Genomic DNA, 15,634 nt, shown 5'->3' on the forward strand with positions numbered 1-15,634 from the left:
TGACACGGTTCTGTCAGCAGCCAGTCATCCGGGGGTAGCCAGTTATGGGCCAGCCGGTAGTGGGCGATCGTGAATCCGGTTTGCGCCGGTGGCGGCTTACAAGATCTTGCGGACCAACCTGACGCTGGCAAGAACCATGTAGGCGGCGAAGAACAGGCCGAGCGACCAGCCGAAGCCAGAGGGACCGAACGCATCCATGCCGATGCCTATCGCCTGCGGGCCGAGCACCATGCCGACGCCGTAGCACAGCACGAAGGCGGCATTGGCGGAAGCCAGTTCATGGCCGGAAAGCTGCGAGCCGAGATGGGCGAGGCCGATCGTGTACATGGCCGCGACCACGCCGCCCCAGACGAACAGAAGGCCCGCCATCAGGTGCCAGTTGCCGGCCAGATGCGGCATGAAGATCGTACCGGCGAGTCCGACAGTGGCGCACGCCAGAAGCAGATAGCGGCGGTCCGAGACGCGATCGCTGATCATGCCGATCGGGATCTGCAAGAGCACGTTGCCGAGGCCGATCATGGTGAGCAGCAAGGCTGCGTCGGCTTCGGAATAGCCGATGCGGTTGCCATAGACCGGAAACAGGGCGAAACCGCCGGTTTCGACAGCGCCGAACACCAGAACGGCGGCGGTCGCGGTCGGCACCAGCCAGATGTAGCGCAGGAAATTGCTGGTTTCGCCGTCGGATACAATCGTCGGGCTCTCGTTGCGCGCCGCCAGCACCGGGATCGCGGCCAGCGCCACCAATGCGATGATGACTCCGAACGGCCTGAAGCCGGAGCTGCCGAGATGGGCGAACAGCCACGGCCCCGCGGCAAAGCCGAGCGACAGCACGGTGGCGTAGATGCCGAGCACAAGACCTCGCCGATGCGGCGGCGCCGAGGTGCTGATCCAGAATTCGGACAGGATGAACAGCACCGTCAGCGCGATGTGCAGCACGACGCGCAGCGGAAACCACATCCAGAAATCGGGTGCGAAGTGGAAGCCGACGAAGGCCAGCGCACCGGCGGCAATCATGGCGATCATCGTCCAGGCGACGCCGAAGCGCATGGCGAGCGGCGTGGCCAGAGGGGCGCCGGCGATCGAGGCCAGGCCGGCGACTGCCGTGTTGAGGCCGATCATCGAGGCCGAATGGCCGCGCGTTTCCAGGATGACGCTGAGCAGCGGCATGCCGAGGCCGATGGCGATGCCGACGACGCTGATCGACGAGATCGCCGCCACCATCGGCAGCCAGTGTACGCGCTCGTCGCCCTTTGGTTGGGTATCGACCGTCATGTTATGTCTGAATACTCGATGTTCTACAGAATTTCGCGGGTGAAGCGGTTGCGGACAAGCCGGTAGAAGGGCACGGGACCGCCCGGACGCAACAGCGGATCATGGGCGAGGCGGCTTTCCAGCTCGTCCAGGATCATCCGGGTGATGTCGGGAATGTCGGCTTCCCTGGCCTTGGCAAGCGGCAGCCAGACCAGTTCCTCGAGCTCGTTGGTCGGACCGCCGCCCGTCAGTTCGACGGCGACATCATCGCGCCAGGCGCAGAAGAAGCGGGTGTCGAAGCGGCGCACCCGGTTGGGCGGCGTGATGGCGCGCGCAATGAAGCGCAGCATGTCCAGGGCAGGTTGCACCCCATGTTCGGCAAAGCCTTGCCAATCAGACCTTGTCGTGGCGAAGGCGCCTTTGCGACCAATCAGCAGCCCGGCTTCCTCATAGGTCTCGCGGATGGCCGACAAGGCGATGGCGCGGGCACGCGCCTCGCTCGTGCGGCCGGGGCCGGCGATGAGCTTTGCTTCCTGCTCGGGATGCAGCGCGGTGGCGGTGGGGATGCGGCTGTCCGCCGGGTCGGTACGGCCGCCGGGAAAAACGAACTTGCCTGGCATGAAGGCGTGACCGGCATGACGGCGACCCATCAGGACCCGCAAGTCGTTGGCCTTGCCGTCGAGCAGGATCAGGGTCGCGGCATCACGTGGACGAATCGCCCGGCCACCATGCGTGGCCAGACCCTTGTCGATCCTGTCGACGTCCGCCTTGGTCATTCCTTCCATGCGCAGGACCTAGCGGAAACGTCTTGCATGCGAAAGTAGCCTTGACGGTTGGCATGTTGCGCCAGCCAGCACCTCAGGCACCGGGATGGGGTTCAGCCACGTCGTGTTCGCCAGCAAAACCGTGCATATAGAATGCCCATTGCAATCCGATGACGGCACCTTTCACCGGCTGCAGCAGTGCAACCGACAGCAGGATCGTCAAGGGTACCCAGATGGCGATGTGCTGCCAGGTGGAAAGGGTCGACGTCGCCTCCACGCCCATGAAGGCGCCGAGCACGATGTGGCCGACGATGACGATGACCAGATAGGCGGGCAGGTCGTCGGCGCGGTGATGGTGTATCTCCTCGCCGCAGACGCTGCATGTCTCGACGGTCTTGGTGAAGCCGCGAAACAGCTTGCCTTCGCCGCAATGCGGGCAGCGGCCGAGCATGCCGCGCTTCATCGCCGTCCACAGCGGACGCGCGACCCGGCCCGAGTGATGTTCACCGCCGAAAACCTGTTCTTCCGTGACTCTTGCCATCATCGTCTCCTGCCACGCGAGCCTGGGCGCGATTGTGACGCACGGGCGCGGCCTTTTGCCTTGTGAAACGACCTGACGGAGCCAGGCAGGGGCTTCGGGTCGGTCAACATCTCAAAGCGCATCGCGCCGGCCATCGGCGCCACTTCGACGAGACGGACCTCGACACGGTCCGCCAGCTGATAACCCTTGCCCGAGCGTTCTCCGTAGAGCGAGCGGGCCGTTTCGTCATATATATAGTAATCGCCGCCCAGAGTTGACACGGGGATGAAACCATCCGCGCCATACTGCGGCAATTGGACAAATAGTCCCGATTTGGTGACGCCCGAAATGCGGGCGTCGAAACGGTCGTCGATGCGCTCGGCGAGATAAGCGGCGATCAGCCGGTCGATCGTGTCGCGTTCGGCCGCCATTGCACGGCGTTCTGTGCCGGAAATCAGCACCGAAACATCCTCGAGCCGCGCTTCCTCCTCCTGCGTCAGGCCCCCTGGGCCGAGGCCGAGTGCGGCGATAAGCCCGCGGTGCACGATGAGGTCGGCGTAACGGCGGATCGGCGAGGTGAAATGCGCGTAACGGTTCAGGTTGAGGCCGAAATGGCCGATGTTCTTGGGTGAATATTCGGCCTGGCTCTGCGAGCGCAGCACCACCTCGTTGACCAGACCTTCATTGTCGGCGCCGCGCACGCGCTCGAGAATGCCGTTGAACTGGGCGGGCCGCATCTGCGCACCGCGCGCCAGCGACAGGCCCAGGGTTTGCAGAAATTCGCGCAGCGATTCCTGCTTGGCCAGCGAGGGCGCGTCGTGGGTGCGGTACACCAGCGCCTGCTTCTTCGCCTCGAGTGTCTCGGCGGCGGCGACATTGGCCTGGATCATGAATTCTTCGATGAGTTTATGGGCATCGAGCCGTTCCGGCACGACGACGCGATCGACAGTGCCGTCGGGCTTCAGCAGGATCTTGCGCTCGGGCAGGTCGAGTTCGAGCGGCTGGCGGCCATCGCGTCCGCGCTTGAGGACCGCATAGGCATCCCATAGCGGCTTCAGCACTGCGTCGAGGATCGGCCCGGTCTTGTCGTCCGGCACGCCGTCGATCGCCGCCTGCGCCTGCGGGTAGGCGAGCTTGGCCGCCGATTTCATCATGATGCGGTGGAAGGAATGCCTGACCTTGCGCCCGTCCGCCGAGAAGGTCATGCGCACTGCCAGTGCCGGGCGATCCTGGCCTTCGCGCAGCGAGCAGAGATCGTTGGAGATGCGCTCGGGCAGCATCGGCACGACGCGGTCGGGGAAATAGACCGAGTTGCCGCGCTTCAGCGCTTCGCGGTCGAGTGCCGTGCCGTAGCGGACGTAAGCAGCCACGTCGGCGATGGCGACCGTGATGACCACGCCGCCGGGGTTCTTCTCATCGAGATCGGGCGTAGCGAACACCGCGTCGTCGTGGTCCTTGGCGTCGGCCGGGTCGATGGTGACCAGCGGCAGTTCGCGCCAGTCCTCGCGGTTGGCCATCGTCGCAGGCTTGACGGCTTCGGCTTCGGCGATGACGTCGGCCGGGAAGACATGCGGAATGTCATGTGCGTGGATGGCGATCATCGAGACCGCCTTTTCGCTGGTCAGCGAGCCCAGCACGTTGAGCACTTTTGCTCTCGGCAAGCCATAGCGCGAGGCCCGGGCGGGCTCGACCTCGACGAGATCGCCGTTCTTGGCTCCGTTCTGGAATTCCTTGTCGACGATCGGTTCGGGTTGCCGGCGCTCCACCGGCTCGATGCGGAAGCTGCCGTCCTGAAGCACCCGAAAGACGCCGAGAACGGCATCCGTGCGCTTCTCGAATATCTTCATCACCCGCCCTGTGTAGGCCGGGCCGCCCAAGGCGACATTCGTGTCGTCGGCGGGAAAGGTCTTGGCCAGCACGCGATCGCCAATGCCAGGCGCCGGTCCGCCGCCACTGCGCGACAGGCGGATGGAAACGATGGGGGGCGGTCCATTGGCGGTGTGTTCGGTGGGACGCGCCAGCAGCACGCCGTCGGCGTCGCGGTCGAAAATGTCGAGCACTGTGACATGGGGCAGGGCGCCAACGCGGGCCAGGCGCTTACGCTCCTTGGTCAGGACGCCTTCGTCCTGCAGGTCGCGCAGGAGATCCTTCAGCCAAATGCGGTCCGGGCCGCGCAGCGCGAACGCCTTGGCGATGTCGCGTTTTCCAGCGCGATCCGGATTTTCGGCGATGTAGCGCAGGATTTCGTCACGCGAGGGCCTGTAATCGCCCTTGACCTTGGCCGTTGTGTCGGCGGTGCGCGGGTCGCCGTGGGTTGTTGCGGAGATCCTGCGCGCCACGCCGTTCTATCCCTTTTTCCTGGCGGCAGGCTTCTTGGCCGCCGTCTTCTTGGTAGCGGGCGCCTTGGCCGCCGCCGCTTTGCGGAAAGGCTTCTTGCCGCCGCCGCCCTTGGCTTCCTTCTCGGCGATCAGCGCCAGCGCATCCTCCATCGTCACCGATTGCGGATCCTTGCCCTTGGGCAGCGTGGCATTGACCTTGCCGAAATTGACATAAGGCCCGTATTTGCCGTCGCGCACGACGATCTTGCCGCCGCCGTCGGGATGATCGCCAAGCTCCTTGAGGGCTGCCGCAGTGCCGCCATTACGGCCGCCCTTGCCCTTCAACTGCTTCTCGGCGATCACCGAAACAGCGCGGTTGAGCCCGATCGAGAATACATCCTCGATGCTGTCGAGATTGGCGTAGGTGCCGTCATGCAGCACGAAAGGCCCGTAGCGGCCAAGCCCGGCCGAGATCATCTTGCCGGTTTCCGGATGCTTGCCGACATCGCGCGGCAGGGAAAGCAGAGCAAGCGCCTTCTCATGGTCGATCGAATCGGGCGTCCAGCCCTTGGGCAAGCTGGAACGCTTGGCTTCCTTGCCGTCGCCACGCTGGATGTAGGGGCCAAAGCGGCCGCTGCGCAGCGTGATCTCCTCAGCCGTGTAGGGATCCTTGCCGAGCACCTTGGTGCCGTCCTCGCCGCCGCCATTCTCGCCATTGGGATTGGCCGCGTCGCCGAGCTGGCGGGTGAAGGAGCATTCGGGATAGTTCGAGCAGCCGACGAAGGCGCCGAACTTGCCGAGCTTGAGCGACAAATTGCCGGTGCCGCATTTGGGGCAGATGCGCGGATTGGAGCCGTCCTCCCGGGCAGGGAAAACCAGCGGCGCCAGTTCCTCGTTCAGCGCATCGAGCACATCGGTGACGCGTAGTTCCTTGATGTCGGCCACGGCGCCGGAAAAATCCTTCCAGAAATCGCGCAGAACGTCCTTCCAGGCGAGCTTGCCGTCGGAGATCTCGTCGAGCTTTTCCTCAAGCGATGCGGTAAAGTCATATTCGACATAACGCTCGAAGAAGCTTTCCAGGAAGGCCGACAGCAGCCGGCCCTTTGCCTGCGGCACAAGCCGGCGCTTGTCGATGGTGACGTAGTCGCGGTCCTCGAGCGTCTTCAGGATCGCCGTGTAGGTCGACGGCCGGCCGATGCCGAGCTCCTCCAGCTTCTTGATCAGCGAAGCTTCGGAATAACGCGGCGGCGGTTCGGTCGTGTGCTGGGTGGCGTTGATCGCCTGGCGGGCAAGCTGCTCGCCGGCGCGGATTTCGGGCAGGCGGCGGTTTTCCTCGTCCTCGGAATCATCGTCCTTCTGGTCGGTATAGGCAGCGATGAAACCATCGAAGCGCACGACTGAACCGACGGCGCGCAACTCGGCTGTGCGCGCGCCGTTGACCGCCTCGATCTCGACCGTGGTGCGCTCGATCTCGGCCGGCTGCATCTGGCTGGCGATGGCGCGCTTCCAGATCAATTCGTAGAGCCGCATCTGGTCGGCATCGAGATATTGCCTGACCGATGCCGGCGTGCGCATGAAATCTGTCGGGCGGATCGCTTCGTGCGCTTCCTGGGCATTCTTGGCCTTGGTCGTGTAAAAACGCGGCTTCTCCGGCAGGTATTTCGGGCCGAACTCCTTGGCGATGGCATCGCGTGCGGCGTCGATCGCCTCGGGCGCCATCTGCACGCCGTCGGTTCGCATATAGGTGATCAGGCCGGTGGTTTCGCCGCCGATCTCCATTCCTTCATAGAGGCGCTGCGCCACCTGCATCGTGCGGTTGGCCGAAAAGCCGAGGCCCGACGAGGCGGCCTGCTGCAATGTCGAGGTGGTGAAGGGCGGGCCCGGATTGCGCTTGGTGGGTTTTGCTTCGACGGACAGCGCCTTGAAGGCCGCGCCCTCGAGCATGGCCTTGATGTCGTCGGCCTGCGCCTTGTTGGCGATGTCGAGCTTCTGCAACTTCTTGCGCTCGAAAGCGGTCAGGCGCGCCTCGAAGTTCTCGTTGCGCGGCGTGCCGAGGATGGCAGCGATCTGCCAGTATTCTTCGCGGATGAAGCGTTCGATCTCGGATTCGCGGTCGCAGACCAGCCGCAAGGCGACCGACTGCACGCGGCCGGCGGAACGGGCTCCGGGGAGCTTGCGCCACAGTACCGGCGAAAGAGTGAAGCCGACGAGATAGTCGAGCGCCCGGCGGGCGAGATAGGCGTCGACCAGCGGCGCATCGATCTGGCGCGGATTGGCCATCGCCTCGAGCACCGAGCTCTTGGTGATGGCGTTGAAGACGACGCGGCTGACCGGCTTGTCCTTCAGCGCGCGCTTCTGCCGCAAGACTTCCAGAACGTGCCAGGAAATGGCCTCGCCCTCGCGGTCCGGGTCGGTGGCGAGGATCAGGCCGTCGGCGTCCTTGACCGCCTTGGCGATGTCGGCGAGGCGCTTGCCGGATGCCGTGTCGACCGCCCAGGACATGGCGAAATCCTCGTCCGGTCGCACCGAGCCGTCCTTGGCCGGCAAATCACGGACATGGCCGAACGAGGCCAGAACCTTGTAGTTCTTGCCGAGGTATTTGTTAATTGTCTTCGCCTTGGCCGGCGATTCGACGACGACGACGTCCATGAGGGCTCATATCAGCTGTGATGCGGCAGAAGAATTCCGCTGCGCGCGACGAAATCTCGGTTCTGTTCGTCGCTCACATGGCCGCGCTTTTGCATCCGGTCAAGGGGAAGCGGCCAAATTGCAAGAGTGCCGGCAGCAATACACTCTAAGAGTGTATGGAGAAGATCACATTGTTGAGGGGTAACTAAGACAAATGGCTGGAGCGGTGGGGAGCGGCTCAAATTGGCGCCGATGAGGTCGCCGGCGACCCTGTGGACCGAGTCAAATGCCGCGCCAGCGCGTCTGATGCGGACTGCCAGGCGTTGAAGGCACGCCCGGCAGCAACGTCGAAGTTAAGGTGGCAGCCTTAGTCGGCCTTGACGATATGCCAGACGCCGCCGACGCCATCACCCGACACATCGCCGGCCTTCTTGTCCTTGATGAATGTGTAGACGGGCTTGCCGTCATAGGCCCACATCTTGGTGCCGTCGGTGCGGTCGACAACGGTCCATTCATCGTCCGCCTTGGCGCCGGCCTCGGCCTTCAGCGGCGGCCAGTTTGTGGCGCATTTGTCGTAGCAGTTGGTCTTGCCCTTCTCGTCCTTGTCATAGGTGTAGAGCGTCATGCCGTTGGCATCGGTGTAGATCTTGGTGCCGCCGACCTCGGCCTCCTTCCAGGCCTCTGCTGCGAAAGACGCGGCGGTGCTGAGCAAAAGCGCGGCCAACCCTAGTGTCACGGTTTTCATCGAAATCTCCCTGCTGATCCGAGGATGCGCGGCAATCGCGGCCTCGCTCGATCAACGCGCAGGTACCGACGTTTATTCCCGGGCATGCCAACACAATGGTGATTGGCAGAGGGGCCCGGGCGTCGCTATATCGGCCCGTAAAGTCGGAGTTCTGGAATGGCACTCGATATAGGCTATGTCAGCGCGGTCGGGGCAGGGGCGATCTCGTTCCTGTCGCCTTGCGTGCTGCCGCTGGTGCCGCCCTATCTCTGCTACATGGCCGGCGTGTCGGTCGACGATTTTCGCGGCAATGCCGGGGCAGCCGCGAAAGCCGGCGCCCGCACCGCGCTGCTTTATTCCTCGATTGCCTTCGTGCTCGGCTTCTCGACCGTGTTCGTCGCGCTGGGCGCCGGCGCCTCGAGCATCGGCCGCCTCCTGCGCGTCTGGCAGGAGCCGCTGGCAATAGGCGCCGGCGTGCTGATCATCCTGATGGGGCTGAATTTCCTCGGCATCCTGCGCATTCCGCTTTTGTCGCGCGAGGCGCGCTTCCAGTCGCAGGGCAAACCGGCAAGCGCGGTTGCGGCCTATGTCATGGGACTGGCCTTCGCCTTCGGCTGGACGCCGTGCATCGGCCCGGTGCTGGGGCCGATCCTGACGCTGGCCGGCGGCCGCGAGACAGTGGGCGAAGGCGCATTGCTGCTCGCCGCCTATTCGCTCGGCCTCGGCATCCCATTCCTGATCGCGGCACTGTTTTCCGGCGCCTTCATGCGTTTCCTCGGCAAATTCCGCGTCCATCTCGGCCGCGTCGAGAAGGCGATCGGCGCATTGCTGGTCGTCGCCGGCGTGTTTTTCCTCACCGGCGGGGTGCAGGCCGTGTCGTATTGGCTGCTGGAGAATTTTCCGCTGCTGGGCCGGCTGGGATAAGGCTGTCGGTATCGGGTGCGCACAAGATTGAACCTGTGACCCGCTGATTAAGAGTCGGCTGCTCACCATCTCACCGGAATTTAACCGCATTGGTGCAGCATGGCGCCCACTGCTAGCATGATTTGATTCCCAACGCTTTTCCTATGGTTGTCCTTCCATGAACCAGAGAACATGCCTATCCGTCATCCTCGCCGCCGGCGAAGGCACGCGCATGAAGAGCGCGCTGCCCAAGGTGCTGCACCAGATCGCCGGGCTGCCGATGGTCGCGCATGTGGTCAAGGCGGCCGAGGCAGCGGGCGCCGGCGATCTTGCGCTGGTGATCGGCCACGGCGCCGAGGAGATGCGCAAGGCGGCGCAGAAATTCGCGCCGAAGGCAGAGGCTTTCGTGCAGGAAAAGCGCCTCGGCACCGCGCATGCGGTGCTTGCCGCGCGCGCTGCTATATCAAAAGGTTACGACGATATCCTCGTCATGTTCGGCGATACGCCGCTGATCGATCCGGACGCCCTCACGGCCGCGCGCCTGAAGCTGGCGCAAGGTGCTGCCGTCGTGGTCATCGGCTTCCGCACGGCGAACCCCACCGGCTATGGCCGCCTGATCGAAAAAGGTGGCAAGTTCGTCGCCATCCGCGAGGAAAAGGACTGCTCCGACGAGGAGAAGAAGATCACCTTCTGCAATGGCGGGCTGATGGCGATTGCCGGCAGCCAGGCGCTGAAACTGCTCGATGCCGTCGGCAACAAGAACGCCAAGGGCGAATACTATCTCACCGATATCGTCGAGCTTGCCAGCAACCAGGGCCTCGATGTCGTCGCCACCGAAGCCAGCTTCGAGAATGCGCTCGGCATCAACAACCGCGCCGAGCTGGCGCAGGCCGAAGGCATCTGGCAGGCACGCCGCCGGCAGGAAGCGATGCTTTCGGGCGTGACGCTGATCGCACCAGAAACGGTGTATTTCTCGCACGACACCGAGATCGGCGCCGATACTATTGTCGAGCCGAACGTCTGGTTCGGGCCCGGTGTGAAGATTGCAGGCGGCGCCAGGATTCACGCCTTCAGCCATATCGAAGGCGCCATCGTCGCCGCTCATTGCGATGTCGGCCCCTTCGCGCGGCTGCGGCCGGGCGCCGATCTCAAACAGAAAGCCAAGGTCGGCAATTTCTGCGAGGTCAAGCAGGCCGTCATCGAGGAGGGCGCCAAGGTCAACCATTTGACCTATATCGGCGACGCGCGGGTGGGCGCCGGGGCCAACATCGGCGCCGGCACGATCACCTGCAATTATGACGGCTATCTGAAGCACTTCACCGATATCGGCGAGGGCGCCTTTGTCGGATCGAATTCCTCGCTTGTCGCGCCGGTCACCATTGGCAAGGGCGGCTATATCGCCTCGGGCAGCGTCATCACCGAAAGCGTGCCCGACGATGCGCTGGCCTTCGGGCGTGCCCGCCAGAAGACGATCCCCGGCAAAGGCAAGGAATTGCGCGAGCGCTTCGCGTCGGCCGCGGTTGCCAAAAAGAGGTAAAACCGGTCTTCAAAAACTGAACGATTGCAGTAACTGGATTGCAAGTGCGCTGTGTCATGATGCATGCGTACGAGACTGTTCCCATTACACGGAACGAAACGCAAAGTAACTTTCGCGAGAGCCCGGCAATCCGTAGATAGCGCCGGGTTCTGCCGGGGATTGGGGACTGTCTGCATGTGCGGTATCGTTGGAATTGTCGGCCATTCGCAGGTTGCGCCGCTCATCGTCGATGCGCTGAAGCGGCTTGAATATCGAGGCTACGATTCGGCCGGCGTCGCCACCATAGAGAAGGGGGCGCTTGGCCGCCGCCGCGCCGAAGGCAAGCTGGTCAATCTCGAACGCCGGCTGAAGGACGAGCCGCTCGACGGCACGATCGGCATCGGTCACACCCGCTGGGCCACGCATGGCGTGCCGAACGAGACCAACGCGCACCCGCATTTCTCCAATGGCGTCGCCATCGTCCACAACGGCATCATCGAGAATTTCGCCGAGCTGCGCGACGAACTGATCCGCGACGGCTATTCCTTCTCGTCGCAGACCGACACCGAGGTCGTCGCGCATCTGGTGGCGCGGGAAGTCGCGAAAGGCTTGAAGCCGGTCGATGCCGCGCACAAGGCGCTCAAGCGGCTGGAAGGCGCCTTTGCGCTGGCGATCATGTTCACGGGCGACGAGGACCTCATCGTTGGCGCTCGCAACGGCCCACCGCTGGCGGTCGGCCATGGCGACGGCGAGATGTTCCTGGGCTCCGACGCCATCGCGCTTGCCCCGTTCACCAATTCGATCACCTATCTGGAAGACGGCGACTGGGCGGTGGTGCGCCGCAGCGGTGTCGCCATCTTCGACATTGACGGCGAAAAGGTCGACCGCAAGCGCCAGCAGTCGCTCTCGACCAGCTTCATGGTCGACAAGGGCAATCGCCGCCACTTCATGGAGAAGGAAATCCATGAGCAGCCGGAGGTGATCTCGCACACGCTGGCGCATTATGTCGATTTTGTTTCCGGCGTCTCCAAGCCGCTCGACCTGCCGTTCGACTTTGCTACGATTAACCGGCTGGCGATTTCGGCCTGCGGTACCGCCTATCTCGCCGGGCTGATCAGCAAATACTGGTTCGAGCGCTACGCTCGGCTCCCGGTCGACATCGATGTCGCCTCTGAATTTCGCTACCGCGAAATGCCGCTGTCGAAGAACGACGCCGCCTTCTTCATCTCGCAATCGGGCGAGACCGCCGACACGCTGGCCTCGCTGCGCTATTGCCGCAAGGCCGGCATGAAGATCGGCGCCGTCGTCAACGTGCGGGAATCGACCATGGCGCGCGAATCCGACGTCATCTTGCCGACGCTGGCCGGGCCGGAGATCGGTGTCGCCTCGACCAAGGCCTTCACCTGCCAGTTGTCGGTGCTGGCTTCGCTCGCCGTCCGGGCAGGCGTGGCGCGCGGCACGATTTCGCGGGACGAGGAAAAGTCGCTGGTGCGGGCGCTTTCCGAGGCGCCGCGCTATGCCAACCAGGTGCTCAAGCTCGAAGAGCAGATCGAACGGATCGCGCGGGAACTGTCGCGCTACAAGGACGTGCTCTATCTCGGACGCGACACCAATTTCCCGCTCGCCATGGAAGGCGCGCTGAAGCTCAAGGAGATCTCCTACATCCACGCCGAAGGCTATGCCGCGGGCGAGTTGAAGCATGGCCCGATCGCGCTTATCGACGAGAACATGCCGGTCATCGTCATCGCACCGCATGACCGCATCTTCGAGAAGACGGTGTCCAACATGCAGGAAGTGGCGGCGCGCGGCGGCAAGATCATCCTGATCACCGACGCCAAGGGCGCCGCGCAGGCGAGCGTGAAGACGATGGAGACGATCATCCTTCCGGACGTGCCGGAAATCATCTCGCCGATCATCTACGCGCTGCCGATCCAGATGCTGGCCTATTTCGCCGCCGTTTTCATGGGCACCGACGTCGACCAGCCGCGCAATCTGGCGAAATCGGTGACGGTGGAGTAGGCGTTTTTTAAACAGGTGCTTTAAAAACTTCGCAGTTCCAAAGCGCCTTCCGGTTCACTAATGTTTGCGCTGCAACTCGCGCCCCGGTGAACCATGTCAGATGCTCTCAAGACCTCCGGCATGACCCGGCTGAGGAACTATTTCCTCACAGGCTTCGTCGTCTGCGCGCCGCTGGCGATCACCGCCTATATCGCGTGGTCCTTCATCGGTTGGGTGGATTCCTGGGTCAAACCCTATATTCCGGCACGCTACAGTCCCGATACCTATCTGCCGTTCCCGGTTCCGGGGTTCGGGCTGATCGTGGCGCTTGTCCTGATCACGCTGATCGGGTTCATGACCGCCAATATCGTCGGCCGCGCCATCGTCAATTTCGGCGAGCGCCTGCTTGGCCGAATGCCGCTGGTGCGGGGCATCTATCGCTCGCTGAAGCAGATTTTCGAAACCGTGCTGTCGAACAAAGGTGACATGTTCCGCCAGGTCGGCTTGGTCGAATATCCGCGCAAGGGGGTGTGGTCGCTGGTGTTCGTGGCCAGCGAGAAGGAAACCGAGATCAACCAGAAGCTTGACCAGGAAGGCGATCCGCTGACCGCTGTCTTCATGCCTTGTACGCCCAATCCGACGACGGGCTTCCTGATGTATGTGCCGAAATCGGACATCGTGCTGCTCGACATGACGATCGAGGATGGCGCCAAGCTGATCGTCTCGGCCGGGCTGGTGGCGCCGGAGGTGAAAACGAAGCTGGTGATGCTGAATGGCGAGCCGATCACGGGCACCCTGGCCAATCCGCCGCTCGGGCCTTATCCCGCCCGCAGGAGCCGCACCGCCTCGTCGCGGCCGAACAAGTAGAGCAGCAGGCGCAGCGCTTCGCCGCGCTCGGTCTGCAGGTCCGGATCACGCGACAGGATCAGTCTTGCGTCATCGCGGGCCGCTTCGAGCAGGTCCGCATGCGCCTCGATGCGCGCGACCTGGAAGCCCGGCGTGCCGGACTGACGGGTGCCAAGCAATTCGCCTTCGCCGCGCAGCTTCAGGTCCTCCTCGGCGATCACGAAGCCATCCTCGGTCTCGCGCATCACCGACAGGCGCCGCTTGGCCGTTTCGCCGAGCGGATCCTTGTAGAGCAATACACAGGACGAAGGCTTGTCGCCGCGCCCGACGCGGCCGCGCAACTGGTGCAGCTGGGCGAGGCCGAAACGTTCGGCGTGTTCGACGACCATGATGGTCGCGTCCGGCACGTCGACGCCGACCTCGATGACGGTTGTGGCAATCAGGATACGTGTCTCGCCCTGCTTGAAGGCGCGCATCGCTTCGTCCTTCTCGGCGCCCTTCATGCGGCCGTGGACGAGGCCGATCCGGTCGCCGAACAGCGGCTTCAGGGAAGCAAAGCGGTCCTCGGCCGACATCAGCTTTATCTCTTCGGATTCTTCCACAAGCGGGCATATCCAGTAGATTTTCTGGCCGCCGGCCACCGCTTCCACCATGCGATCGACGAGTTCGTCCAGCCGCTCAAGCGGCAGCGTGACGGTGCGGATCGGCTGCCGGCCGGCCGGCTTTTCCGTCAGCTTGGAGACGTCCATGTCGCCGAAGGCGGTCAGCACCAGCGTGCGCGGAATGGGGGTTGCCGTCATCACCAGCATGTCTGGCGCGTCGCCCTTGGCGGTGATGGCAAGCCGCTGGTGAACGCCGAAGCGATGCTGCTCGTCCACGACGGCAAGGACAAGATCGTGGAACGCCACCGTTTCCTGGAACAGCGCGTGGGTGCCGATGACGATGTCGATCTCGCCGCTGGCCAGTCCCGCCAGCGTTTCGGTGCGTTCGCGGCCCTTTTCGCGACCGGTGAGGATGGCCGTGCGCATGCCTGCCCGTTCCGCCAAAGGGGCGATCGTCGCCAGGTGCTGGCGCGCCAGGATCTCTGTCGGCGCCATCAGGGCAGCCTGGCCGCCAGCCTCGACGGCACGCGCCATGGCCAGGAGCGCAACGACCGTCTTGCCGGAGCCGACGTCGCCTTGCAGGAGGCGCAGCATGCGCTCGGGGTCGGCGAGGTCTGCATTGATTTCGGCGAGCGCGAATTCCTGGGACGCGGTCAATGTGTAGGGCAGGGCCGCGCGCAGCTTGTCGACGACCTGGCTGTCGCCGGTGAGCGGCCGGCCGGACAGCCTGCGGACCCTCGACCGGACCAGGGCGAGCGACACCTGGCCCGCCAGCAACTCGTCATAGGCGAGGCGCCGCCATGCGGCGCCTTCGATGGCGACATCGATCGGGTCCGCGGGATGATGGATGCGGGCCAGCGCGTCACCGAAAGACGGGAAACTCTGGCGGCGCATGAAAGCGCCATCCTGCCACTCAGGCAGTTCCGGCAGACGGCCGAGCGCCTGGCCGATGGCGCGGCGCAGCACCTTGCCGGACAGTCCTGCCGTGAGCGGATAGACCGGCTCGACCAGCGGCAGGTTTTCGGCGTCGCCGGCCAAGGCGATATGATCCGGGTGGACCATGGTCGGGCGACCGTTGAACCATTCCATGCGGCCGGAGACCACGACATGCTCACCCACCGGCATCGATTTTTCCAGATAGGCAGCATGGGCGTGGAAGAAAGTCAGCGCCACTTCGCCGGTATCATCGTGGGCGTAGACCCGGTAAGGCACCGACCTGTTGCCGCGCGGCGGCGGCTGGTGGCGGTCGATGCGCAGGTCAAGCGTCACGATGGCGCCTTCGGCCGAGCCGGCAATGCCCGGCCGGTTGCGGCGGTCGATGACGGTATGCGGCAGCACGAACAGGAGATCGCCGGCGCGCGCCGCGCGGTCGCCGAGATCGGCCGCGACGACCTTTTCGATCAGCGCGCCGACCTTCGGCCCGACACCGGCGAGCGACGTGATCGGGACGAAAAGCGGGTCGAGGATGGAAGGACGCATGATGTCAGCTTATGTCGCGGCGGCTGCAGCGCAAGGCTGACAGCCCCTTCTATCCACGCTATATGCGCCGCAGCAAGTGAGGATG

General features: G+C 64.0%; 11 protein-coding genes. 4 read left to right on the forward strand and 7 right to left on the reverse strand.

The features are described 5' to 3' along the window. Positions 1–96: 96 nt before the first annotated feature. The 6 genes from FJ490_RS26590 to FJ490_RS26615 all read right to left on the reverse strand — a co-directional run bounded on the left by FJ490_RS26590 (position 97) and on the right by FJ490_RS26615 (position 8,226). Complete coding sequence (locus tag FJ490_RS26590; protein WP_140501562.1) at positions 97–1,272, reverse strand: MFS transporter; 1,176 nt, start codon at positions 1,270–1,272, stop codon at positions 97–99. Between the two features lie 23 nt (positions 1,273–1,295). Then, entirely contained in the window at positions 1,296–2,036 is a 741-nt protein-coding gene (locus tag FJ490_RS26595) for an NUDIX domain-containing protein (protein ID WP_140501564.1), read from the reverse strand. Positions 2,037–2,109: 73 nt separating this feature from the next. Continuing rightward, complete coding sequence (locus FJ490_RS26600; protein WP_140501566.1) at positions 2,110–2,556, reverse strand: DUF983 domain-containing protein; 447 nt, start codon at positions 2,554–2,556, stop codon at positions 2,110–2,112. After that, positions 2,556–4,874: a ribonuclease R gene (gene rnr, locus FJ490_RS26605; RefSeq protein WP_140729226.1), complete on the reverse strand. Its 2,319-nt coding sequence runs from the start codon at positions 4,872–4,874 to the stop codon at positions 2,556–2,558. The genes FJ490_RS26600 and rnr overlap by 1 nt, the downstream gene beginning before the upstream one ends. 6 nt (positions 4,875–4,880) lie before the next feature. Further along, positions 4,881–7,502 (reverse strand): type I DNA topoisomerase, encoded by a 2,622-nt coding sequence (gene topA, locus FJ490_RS26610; RefSeq protein WP_140501570.1) that lies wholly within the window; start codon positions 7,500–7,502, stop codon positions 4,881–4,883. Positions 7,503–7,848: 346 nt separating this feature from the next. Next, on the reverse strand, positions 7,849–8,226 hold the full coding sequence (locus FJ490_RS26615; protein ID WP_140525400.1) for a hypothetical protein: 378 nt from the start codon (positions 8,224–8,226) through the stop codon (positions 7,849–7,851). Positions 8,227–8,382: 156 nt separating this feature from the next. On the opposite strand from FJ490_RS26615, the gene FJ490_RS26620 reads away from it, so the two are divergent. The 4 genes from FJ490_RS26620 (at position 8,383) to FJ490_RS26635 (ending at position 13,489) form a co-directional block, all read left to right on the forward strand. Next, a complete protein-coding gene (locus FJ490_RS26620) occupies positions 8,383–9,129 on the forward strand; it encodes a cytochrome c biogenesis CcdA family protein (RefSeq protein ID WP_140729225.1) in 747 nt (248 codons plus the stop codon). A 157-nt stretch (positions 9,130–9,286) separates the two neighbouring features. Next, positions 9,287–10,645 carry a bifunctional UDP-N-acetylglucosamine diphosphorylase/glucosamine-1-phosphate N-acetyltransferase GlmU gene (gene glmU / locus FJ490_RS26625; protein ID WP_140525399.1) on the forward strand — a complete coding sequence of 453 codons (1,359 nt, stop codon included), beginning with the start codon at positions 9,287–9,289 and terminating at the stop codon, positions 10,643–10,645. Between the two features lie 174 nt (positions 10,646–10,819). Further along, complete coding sequence (glmS, locus tag FJ490_RS26630; RefSeq protein WP_140498965.1) at positions 10,820–12,643, forward strand: glutamine--fructose-6-phosphate transaminase (isomerizing); 1,824 nt, start codon at positions 10,820–10,822, stop codon at positions 12,641–12,643. A gap of 93 nt (positions 12,644–12,736) precedes the next feature. Beyond that, a complete protein-coding gene (locus tag FJ490_RS26635; RefSeq protein ID WP_140557815.1) occupies positions 12,737–13,489 on the forward strand; it encodes a DUF502 domain-containing protein in 753 nt (250 codons plus the stop codon). Here FJ490_RS26635 and recG read toward each other — a convergent pair. Beyond that, positions 13,441–15,549 carry an ATP-dependent DNA helicase RecG gene (gene recG, locus FJ490_RS26640; protein ID WP_140729224.1) on the reverse strand — a complete coding sequence of 703 codons (2,109 nt, stop codon included), beginning with the start codon at positions 15,547–15,549 and terminating at the stop codon, positions 13,441–13,443. The genes FJ490_RS26635 and recG overlap by 49 nt on opposite strands. Between the last annotated feature and the right edge of the window lie 85 nt (positions 15,550–15,634).

The sequence above is a fragment of the Mesorhizobium sp. B2-5-11 genome, assembly GCF_006440835.1.
In the GTDB taxonomy this organism is placed as follows: domain Bacteria; phylum Pseudomonadota; class Alphaproteobacteria; order Rhizobiales; family Rhizobiaceae; genus Mesorhizobium.

What these genes read in the sequence shown, in the direction of transcription:
- recG (WP_140729224.1), bottom strand. Translation starts at nt 15,549, where the DNA reads ATGCGTCCTTCCATCCTCGACCCGCTTTTCGTCCCGATCACGTCGCTC.
- FJ490_RS26620 (WP_140729225.1), top strand. Translation starts at nt 8,383, where the DNA reads ATGGCACTCGATATAGGCTATGTCAGCGCGGTCGGGGCAGGGGCGATC.
- glmS (WP_140498965.1), top strand. Translation starts at nt 10,820, where the DNA reads ATGTGCGGTATCGTTGGAATTGTCGGCCATTCGCAGGTTGCGCCGCTC.
- glmU (WP_140525399.1), top strand. Translation starts at nt 9,287, where the DNA reads ATGAACCAGAGAACATGCCTATCCGTCATCCTCGCCGCCGGCGAAGGC.
- topA (WP_140501570.1), bottom strand. Translation starts at nt 7,502, where the DNA reads ATGGACGTCGTCGTCGTCGAATCGCCGGCCAAGGCGAAGACAATTAAC.
- FJ490_RS26595 (WP_140501564.1), bottom strand. Translation starts at nt 2,036, where the DNA reads ATGGAAGGAATGACCAAGGCGGACGTCGACAGGATCGACAAGGGTCTG.
- FJ490_RS26590 (WP_140501562.1), bottom strand. Translation starts at nt 1,272, where the DNA reads ATGACGGTCGATACCCAACCAAAGGGCGACGAGCGCGTACACTGGCTG.
- FJ490_RS26600 (WP_140501566.1), bottom strand. Translation starts at nt 2,556, where the DNA reads ATGGCAAGAGTCACGGAAGAACAGGTTTTCGGCGGTGAACATCACTCG.
- FJ490_RS26615 (WP_140525400.1), bottom strand. Translation starts at nt 8,226, where the DNA reads ATGAAAACCGTGACACTAGGGTTGGCCGCGCTTTTGCTCAGCACCGCC.
- FJ490_RS26635 (WP_140557815.1), top strand. Translation starts at nt 12,737, where the DNA reads ATGTCAGATGCTCTCAAGACCTCCGGCATGACCCGGCTGAGGAACTAT.